The 7,655-nt window shown below is 68.9% G+C and carries 10 protein-coding genes; 4 read left to right on the plus strand and 6 right to left on the minus strand.

All coding sequences use genetic code 11. The features are described from left to right. Positions 1-53 precede the first annotated feature (53 nt). On the minus strand, positions 54-1,844 hold the full coding sequence (locus Q0Q47_RS13670; protein WP_293860426.1) for an ABC transporter ATP-binding protein: 1,791 nt from the start codon (positions 1,842-1,844) through the stop codon (positions 54-56). Positions 1,845-2,110: 266 nt separating this feature from the next. On the opposite strand from Q0Q47_RS13670, the gene Q0Q47_RS13675 reads away from it, so the two are divergent. Both Q0Q47_RS13675 and Q0Q47_RS13680 read left to right on the plus strand, forming a co-directional pair. After that, positions 2,111-2,335, plus strand: coding sequence for a DUF378 domain-containing protein (locus Q0Q47_RS13675; RefSeq protein ID WP_293860428.1), 225 nt, complete (start codon positions 2,111-2,113; stop codon positions 2,333-2,335). Between the two features lie 100 nt (positions 2,336-2,435). Next, a complete protein-coding gene (locus Q0Q47_RS13680; protein WP_293860430.1) occupies positions 2,436-2,984 on the plus strand; it encodes a hypothetical protein in 549 nt (182 codons plus the stop codon). 6 nt (positions 2,985-2,990) lie between these two features. On the opposite strand, the gene Q0Q47_RS13685 is transcribed toward Q0Q47_RS13680, so the two are convergent. The 3 genes from Q0Q47_RS13685 to Q0Q47_RS13695 form a co-directional block, all read right to left on the minus strand. Then, positions 2,991-3,440: a hypothetical protein gene (locus Q0Q47_RS13685; protein WP_293860432.1), complete on the minus strand. Its 450-nt coding sequence runs from the start codon at positions 3,438-3,440 to the stop codon at positions 2,991-2,993. An 81-nt stretch (positions 3,441-3,521) separates the two neighbouring features. Continuing rightward, positions 3,522-4,193: an HAD-IA family hydrolase gene (locus Q0Q47_RS13690; protein ID WP_293860434.1), complete on the minus strand. Its 672-nt coding sequence runs from the start codon at positions 4,191-4,193 to the stop codon at positions 3,522-3,524. A 21-nt stretch (positions 4,194-4,214) separates the two neighbouring features. Beyond that, positions 4,215-4,748, minus strand: coding sequence for a L,D-transpeptidase family protein (locus Q0Q47_RS13695; RefSeq protein WP_293860436.1), 534 nt, complete (start codon positions 4,746-4,748; stop codon positions 4,215-4,217). A gap of 165 nt (positions 4,749-4,913) precedes the next feature. Between Q0Q47_RS13695 and Q0Q47_RS13700 the strand changes: the two genes are divergently transcribed. Further along, positions 4,914-5,600 (plus strand): response regulator transcription factor, encoded by a 687-nt coding sequence (locus Q0Q47_RS13700; protein ID WP_293860438.1) that lies wholly within the window; start codon positions 4,914-4,916, stop codon positions 5,598-5,600. Positions 5,601-5,604: 4 nt separating this feature from the next. Then, on the plus strand, positions 5,605-6,090 hold the full coding sequence (locus tag Q0Q47_RS13705; RefSeq protein ID WP_293860440.1) for a cyclic nucleotide-binding domain-containing protein: 486 nt from the start codon (positions 5,605-5,607) through the stop codon (positions 6,088-6,090). Here Q0Q47_RS13705 and Q0Q47_RS13710 read toward each other — a convergent pair. Then, a complete protein-coding gene (locus tag Q0Q47_RS13710; RefSeq protein ID WP_293860443.1) occupies positions 6,074-6,886 on the minus strand; it encodes an exodeoxyribonuclease III in 813 nt (270 codons plus the stop codon). The genes Q0Q47_RS13705 and Q0Q47_RS13710 overlap by 17 nt on opposite strands. Before the next feature lie 75 nt (positions 6,887-6,961). Then, a partial coding sequence (locus Q0Q47_RS13715) for an outer-membrane lipoprotein carrier protein LolA (protein ID WP_367278246.1) occupies positions 6,962-7,655 on the minus strand: 694 nt, incomplete at its 5' end.

Consider the following 7,655-nt stretch of genomic DNA (forward strand, 5'->3'; position numbering starts at 1 on the left):
CCAGTGTCGCATGTTCTTTCGACGAACCGGAATCCACTTCGTCGGAAAATGCTCTAGACGGCGTCGTCCGCGAGTTCGTCGATGTCGCCGCTCTGGAGCCGGTGCATGCGGGCATAGACCCCGCCCTGGCGCAGCAGCGTGTCGTGATCGCCCTGTTCGACGATGCGCCCCCGGTCCAGCACGACGATGAGGTCGGCGCTGCGCACCGTGGACAGCCGGTGCGCGATCACCAGTGACGTGCGGCCGTGGGTCAGCGCGGCGAGCGCGTCCTGCACCAGCCTTTCGCTCTCCGAATCGAGCGCGCTGGTCGCCTCGTCGAGCAGCAGGATCGGCGCCTGGCGCAGGATGGCGCGGGCCAGCGACACGCGCTGGCGCTCGCCGCCGGACAGCCTCGATCCGCGGTCACCGAGACGCGTCTCGTAGCCCTCGGGCAACCGCATGATGAAGTCGTGCGCCGCCGCGGACCTGGCCGCCGCCTCGATCTCGTCCCGGCTCGCACTGGGCCGGCCGAAGGCGATGTTGGCGGCCACCGTGTCGTCGAAGATCAGCGCTTCCTGCGTCACGAGCGCGATCTGGCTGCGCAGGCTGGCCAACGTGACGCCCCGGATGTCCCGGCCGTCGATCTCGACGCGCCCGTCCGTCGGGTCGAAGAGGCGCGGCACGAGCGACATCAACGTCGACTTGCCGGAGCCCGAGCGGCCGACCAGGGCCGTGGTCTTGCCGCCGGGCAGGACGAGATCGATGTCGCGCAGCGACGCCTGGGACCCGGCATAGGCGAAGGAAACGCCCCGGAACGCAACCTCGCCGCGGGTTACCGCGAGCGCCGTGGCCTGCGGCGCGTCGGTGATGGTCGGGCGCTCGTCGAGGATGGCGAAGAGCCTCGCCAGCGCGGCGGAGGCCTCCTGCAGGATGGCGTTGAGGTTGCCCAGCGTCCGCATGGACTGGGAGGCGAGCAGCAGCGCGGTGACGAAACCCGTGAAGTCGCCGATCGTGGTCTGGTTCTTGACGATGCGCCAGCCGATGAACACCAGCACGCCCGCCACCGCGACGCCGCCGGCGATCTCCAGGATGGGATCCAGCCTGGCGCGCTGGTTGGCCGACTTCATCTTCAGCTTGCGGATCGTGTCGAAGGAGGCGCGGGCACGGTCCTTCAGGGTCCCCTCGAGGCCATAGGCCTTGGCGATCCTGGCCGCCCCCAGGCTCTCGGCCACCATGCCGGCCATGTGGCCGGTCTGCTCCTGGGTGTTGAGGGCGGTGCGGCGCAGCTTCTTGCCGATCTTGCCGATGGGGGGAGCCACGACCGGCAGGACGACGAGCGCCAGCAGGGTGACCTGCCAGTCGATCCAGAACATGACGCCGAGCAGGGCGAGGCCCGTGGCGACGTCGCGAAGCGCCACCGTCGACAGCCGCGTCAGGGCCTCGCGGATATAGGCGAAATCGGTGGTGAAGCGCTGGGCCAGCGCGGCCGGCGTCTCGCGGGCGAGCTGGGCGAGGTCGGAATCGATGAGCGCGGCATAGAGCGCCGCCTGCATGTCGGCCTCGATGCGCGTGACGACCCGGTTGGTCAGGATCGACTGCGCCAGCATCGCGAAGCCCTTGGTCGCCGTCACCGCGATGACGATGAAGGGAATCAGCTGCACGAGGCGCTTGTTCTGCTGGTCGAAGGCATCGAAGGCGGTCTTGATGACCACCGGATAGAGGCTGCTGGCGCCCGCCAGGACGCTCACCGTGGCCAGGACGAGCAGCAGCGAGGCCCAATGCGGCCGCATCCAATCGCGCCACAGCCGGCGGATCAGGGGGGACGCTTCGCCGCTGAACAGGGTCAGGAGGGTGAACTTCGCCATGCCAAGGATCGGAGGCGGCAACGACGCCGCGCCCTTTCCTTAAAGCCCCTTGCCGCTCGGGTCCAACGCCCGCCGCAAAGATCGCGGCCGGCGCCCGACAACAGGCATCGAGAGTTGCGAGAGCACCTGGAAACACATCTGCCGCGTGCAGCCGCCGCGCACGACGTCCCGGCAGGACCATCGACGCCCCGGAACGAGCAGTGTTGGGCGGCGTTGGCTGGCCGCGCGGCGCCCACGGGGGGCAGCCGCCCCGTGGAGTGCCCGCCGTGAAAACCGTCAACGTCATCGCCATGATCCTCCTGATCGTCGGAGGATTGAACTGGGGCCTCGTCGGCCTGTTCTCGTTCGATCTCGTCGCCGCCATCTTCGGCGCCGGCAGCACGCTGGCCCGGATCGTCTACATCCTCGTCGGCCTGTCGGCCCTGTGGGGGCTGTACCTTCTGGGCCCGGTCACACGCGGCACCGCCGAAAGCCGCTCCGTCATGAGCTGAGGCAACGCTCGGCCAAAAGGCGAAATGTCGGTTTCCACCCGGTTGCCGCATGTTCTAGAAGGGTTCCCGACACGACCGAAAGGCGACGGGAACCCGACCCATGAGTTACGACCCTGCCCTCCTCGTCTCGGACCCCGTCGCCGGGCGGTCCTGCGGCACCTGCACGCTGTGCTGCAAGGTGTTCGACGTGCCGAGCCTGGACAAGCCGGCCGGCCAGTGGTGCAAGCACTGCGCGCCGGGGCGCGGCTGCGGGATCCACGAGACCCGCCCGCAGCATTGCCGCTCGTTCCACTGCATGTGGATGACCACGGATTTCCTCGGCCCGGAATGGAAGCCGGAGAAGTCGAAATTCGTGCTCACGGTGGACCCCGCCAGCAAGAATCTCCTGGTCCAGGTCGATCCCGGGCAGCCCGGCGCCTGGAAGGCCACGCCGTACTATGCGCAGTTCAAGCGCTGGGCCGAGGCCGCGGTGCCCGAGCACAGGCACGTCATCGTCTTCAACGGCAAGGCGGCGACGGTCGTGCTGCCGGACAAGGACGTGGCTCTCGGCGTCCTGGGCCCTGACGATCGCATCACGTTCCAGCGGCGCGACACGATGCACGGCGTCCTCATCGACGTCCGCAAGGTGAAGGCGACGGCGGTGTCCTGAGGGATCTCAGCCCTTGGCGGCTGGGTTGCGCTGGGCGGGCGTGCTCGCCGCACCGGCCGTCCGCAGTTCGGGCGGCAGACGCTTGTCGTTGCGCCGCGCGTGCACCGCGAGTTCCTTCAGCTTCTCGCGCGAGAGCGTCGGCATGTCGAGGGCCACGACGTGGACCTCGGCCATGTAGAGCTTGACGAGCACGTTCCAGTCCTTGGCCAGCGGCCCCATCTTGGGCATCACCAGCATCGCGCCGCGGAAACGGCAAAGGCCCAGCGCCTTGTCGAGCTGCACGAGCGGGGACCGGCTGCCGTTCTCGTAGTCGACGCACTGCTCGATGACCGTCGCCCCACTGCTGACGGCGAAGGCCTGGAGGGCGGCACGCTGCTCTTCCAGCTCGGCCCGCAGCAGCCCCTGCAGACGACCGGAGATCCTGAAATAACCGACGATCTTGACGGTCTCGGCCATGCGCAGCCACGCCGCTCCCAATGCTTGGCAAGCGTTAACAGGAAAAAATCAACGGGGAGTTACAACTTTAAGTTGTAGTGCCTATCCCCGCCCCGTGGTCCTGCGCACGAGATCGAGCAGCGCCGGATCCGAGAAGTCCGGTGCCGCCAGATGGGCGCCCGCCTCCATCAGGGCTTCCGGCGAGAGCGACGTCGCCATGCCCACGGTGGTCAGGCCCGCGGCGACGGCCGCACGAAGCCCGGAGCGGGAGTCCTCGAAGGCGACGCTGGTCGCCACGTCGACGCCCAGCAGCCGGATGCCCGTCAGGTAGGGCAGCGGGTGCGGCTTGGCGAATTCCATCTCGTCCCCGATGACGACGTGCCGGAAGCGGCCGGTCAGTCCCAGCGCGCCGATCATCAGGTCCGCGTTGGCCCGCGGGGCATTGGTGACCACGGCGGTGGGGATGGCGTGCGCATCGGCCCAGGCCAGGAAATCGAGCAGCCCCTTCGCCGGATGCAGGCCCGCCGCCCGGGAGCGGAACAGCGCTTCCTTCTCGTCCGCGAGGCGGCGGTGATCGTCCTCGGTCAGGTCCGGAAACAGCCGGCCGAAAATCTCGGCATTCTGAAAGCCGATGATGTGGGTGTTGTAGAAATGCTGGTCGACCGCCGGCTGCCCGTTTCCCGTCAGGATGTCGTTGAAGGCCGCGAGGTGGGTGGGATCGGTCTCGACGAGAGTGCCGTCGAGGTCGAAGAGAAGGCCGGGAGACAGGGACATCGAGGATCCGAAAAAATGCGCTCAGCCGGCCACGACGATGCGGGTGGACCGGCCGAGCAGGGGGAGGAGACGGCGCATGGCGGCCGGCGAGACCGCGATGCAGCCTTCGGTCGGGGTGAACCCGGGCCGGGCGAGGTGGAGGAAGATGGCGCTGCCGCGCCCGCGGATGGCCGGACGCATGTTCCAGTCGAGGATGACCACCACGTCGTAGACGGCATCCGCGCGGTGAAGACGCTCGTGCCCGGCCGGAAACGGCAAGGGCACGGGCCGATTGTAGCGCGGGTGGCGCGGGTCGTCGCACCAGCCGTCGGTGGGCCGGATCGCGCCGACGGGGAGGCGTGCCCGCGGCCGGGCCGTGCGATCGGGCCTGTAGCGCACCGCCATCGGCCGGAGCGGGCCGGCCGGCGTGGCGCCGTCACCCTCGCGCTTGGCCCGCCTGATCCCGCCGCGGCCCAGCGCGCAGGGGAGCACCAGGGCGCCCGCCACAAGGATGCCCCGGCGGGGATCCGAGGGCAGGCGGAAGACGCGAAGGGTGAGGGGACGCGCGCGAACCATGGGGACGGGATCGATTGTGGTTTTCCAGAATGGAAAGGGATGGAAGGCGCCCTAAATACCGGCACGGCTTGCGAAACCCGCCCGGCGTGGTCTAGTTGAGCCACAAGGACTGCGGGAACCGAACCGGCAGGTCAAGCCGCACCCGCGATAGAGGGGTCTGGGACGATGTCGAACGTGCGCAGCATCCTCGTGGTCGACGACGACCTCGAGCTGGCCAGTGCGCTGTCCGAACAGCTGGCTCTGCACGAGGAATTCTCCCCCGTGACGGTCGATACGGCGGCCAAGGCCATCTCGGCGGTGAAGGACACCCGGGTGGACCTCGCGCTGATGGACGTCGGCCTTCCCGACATGGACGGGCGCGAGGCGGTGAAGCTGATGCGCAAGTCGGGCTTTCGCTCGCCCGTCATCATGCTGACGGGGCACGATTCCGATGCCGACACGGTCCTGGGCCTGGAAGCGGGCGCCAACGACTATGTCGTGAAGCCCTTCCGCTTCGCCGTCCTGCTCGCCAGGATCCGCGCGCAGCTGCGCCAGCACGAGGCGAGCGAGGATGCCGTCTTCACCATCGGTCCCTACACGTTCCGGCCGAGCGCCAAGCTCCTGGTGTCGGCCCAGGGATCGAAGCTGAAGCTGACGGAGAAGGAGACCGCCATCCTGCGGTTCCTCTACCGGGCCGAAACCAGGGTCGTGACGCGCGACGTGCTCCTGACCGAGGTCTGGGGCTACAATTCGAACGTGACCACCCACACGCTCGAGACGCACATCTACCGGCTGCGGCAGAAGATCGAGCGCGACCCCTCCAGCGCCCAGATCCTGATCACCGAGGCCGGGGGCTACAAGCTGGTGCCCTGACGCCATGGCGCTCAAGCGGGATATCGCGATCCTCGAGACGGTCCCGCTGTTTTCCGCGATGGACCGCGATGCCCTGCGCCTGATCGCCTTCGCGGGCGAAACCAAGATCGTCCGCGCGGGCGACGTGCTGTTTCGCCGCGGCGAGATGTCCGACGGCGGCTATCTGGTGACCAGCGGGGCCGTCGCGCTCGACGCGACGGACGACGGCTCGCCCGCCACCGTCGTGGCGACGGCCGGGACGCTTATCGGCGAACTGGCCTTGATCATCGACACGGCGAGGCCCGCCACCGCCATCGCACGCGAACCCTCCAGCGTTCTCAAGATCGGGCGCTCGGTGTTCCGCCGCGTCCTCGACGAGTACCCGGAGCTCGCCGTCGCTGTGCGCGACGTCGTCGCGGCACGGGCCGAGGCCACGGCGGCGGAGCTGGCGGAGGTGCGCCGCAAGCTGCTCGTGCTGGACGGGACGACGAGCGTCAAACGTCCAGCGTGATCATCACCGGCACGTGGTCCGACGGGCGCTCCCAGCTGCGCGCGTGACGCACGATCTCGGTCCCGGCCAGCGAACCGCTCAGGCCCGGTGACAGCCAGACGTGGTCGAGGCGCCGTCCGCGATCGGCCTTCTGCCAGTCCTGGGCCCGGTAGCTCCACCACGTGTAGAGGCGCTCGGGCTCCGGCCGCAGGGTCCGCACCGCATCGACCCAGCCGGCCGCTTCCTGCACCTGGCCGAGCAGCTTGCACTCGAGCGGGGTGTGCGAGACCACGTCGAGCATCTGCTTGTGGCTCCAGACGTCGTTCTCGAGCGGCGCGATGTTGAGGTCGCCGACGAGGACGGAGCGCCCCGCGGCGGGCTTGTCGCGCATCCCCCACCGGGTCATCTCGTCGAGGAAGGCGAGCTTGTGCTCGAATTTCACGTTCACTGCGGGATCGGGGACGTCGCCGCCGGCCGGAACGTAGAAGTTGTGCAGCGTGATGCCCTTGGCCCCGCCGCCACCGGCGAGCGTCACCGCGATGTGGCGCGCATCGTCCTTGTCGCAGTAGCGATGCGCCTCACGGGCCTCGATGGGAATGCGGGAGACGACGGCCACGCCGTGGTAGCCCTTCTGCCCATGCACCGCGATGTGCTCGTAGCCGGCCTTGCGGAACGCCGCCGTCGGAAAATGGTCGTCCTGGCACTTCGTTTCCTGCAGGCAGAGCACGTCCGGGCCGTGATCGGCGAGGAATTGCGTGACGAGGCCGGCGCGCAGGCGCACCGAATTGATGTTCCAGGTCGCGATGGTCAGGCGCAAGGGACGGCTCCGACGGCGTCTCGGGAGCCGCAGGGGTAGCCGCGAAGACGGGGTCGCGCAACCCGGCTTTCCCGGTCAGCGGAAGGCACCGCCCGCCGCGGGCATGCTCTTGGTGTAGTCGATGAAGAAGTTGGCCGGATCCGGCGCCCGGCGCGTGTCGACGTTTCGCAGCACCACCGCGGTCTGGTAGCCCTGCGGATCGGTGACGGTCCATTGCTTCAGGGCGTAGCTGCGCGGATCGAAGAAGAGTTCGATGCGCGACGTCCCGCCGAAGGTGGCCTTGTCCTCGACGGTCACCGAGACGAGATCGGGCGCGGGATTGATCTCCAGGAGACGCATGTCGCGGGACAGGTCCACCTTGTCGCGCAGGAGGAACTTCAGCGGCGTCTGGGCGATGCCGTAGAGGTCCTGGGTGCCGAGCTTACGGTCGCGGATCACCACGGAGCTGCCGTCCGCCACGATCTCGAGAGTCGCCGGGGGCAGATACTCGAAGCGCACGCGCCCGGGCTTCTGCAGATAGATCTTGCCCTCCGCCCGGCGTCCGTTGCCGCTGGTCTGCACGAAATCGGCCTGCATCTGGCCGAGCGCGTTCAGCGCCGCGTTGGCTCGTTGCAGCGCGGCCTCCGGCGTCGTCTCGATGGCGGCGGGAACGACCTGGGGCGCGGCGGCGGGCGCGGTCGGGATGGCGACGGCGCGGGGCGCCTCGGACGCGGCCTGGGCCGTGCCGCCGCCCAGATTGGCCGGCCGGGGAATGGGCATGGGGATGGCG

This window comes from uncultured Alsobacter sp., from assembly GCF_945952055.1.
In the GTDB taxonomy this organism is placed as follows: Bacteria; Pseudomonadota; Alphaproteobacteria; order Rhizobiales; family Beijerinckiaceae; genus Alsobacter.

What these genes read in the sequence shown, in the direction of transcription:
- Q0Q47_RS13670 (WP_293860426.1), bottom strand. Translation starts at nt 1,844, where the DNA reads ATGGCGAAGTTCACCCTCCTGACCCTGTTCAGCGGCGAAGCGTCCCCC.
- Q0Q47_RS13680 (WP_293860430.1), top strand. Translation starts at nt 2,436, where the DNA reads ATGAGTTACGACCCTGCCCTCCTCGTCTCGGACCCCGTCGCCGGGCGG.
- Q0Q47_RS13685 (WP_293860432.1), bottom strand. Translation starts at nt 3,440, where the DNA reads ATGGCCGAGACCGTCAAGATCGTCGGTTATTTCAGGATCTCCGGTCGT.
- Q0Q47_RS13690 (WP_293860434.1), bottom strand. Translation starts at nt 4,193, where the DNA reads ATGTCCCTGTCTCCCGGCCTTCTCTTCGACCTCGACGGCACTCTCGTC.
- Q0Q47_RS13695 (WP_293860436.1), bottom strand. Translation starts at nt 4,748, where the DNA reads ATGGTTCGCGCGCGTCCCCTCACCCTTCGCGTCTTCCGCCTGCCCTCG.
- Q0Q47_RS13700 (WP_293860438.1), top strand. Translation starts at nt 4,914, where the DNA reads ATGTCGAACGTGCGCAGCATCCTCGTGGTCGACGACGACCTCGAGCTG.
- Q0Q47_RS13705 (WP_293860440.1), top strand. Translation starts at nt 5,605, where the DNA reads ATGGCGCTCAAGCGGGATATCGCGATCCTCGAGACGGTCCCGCTGTTT.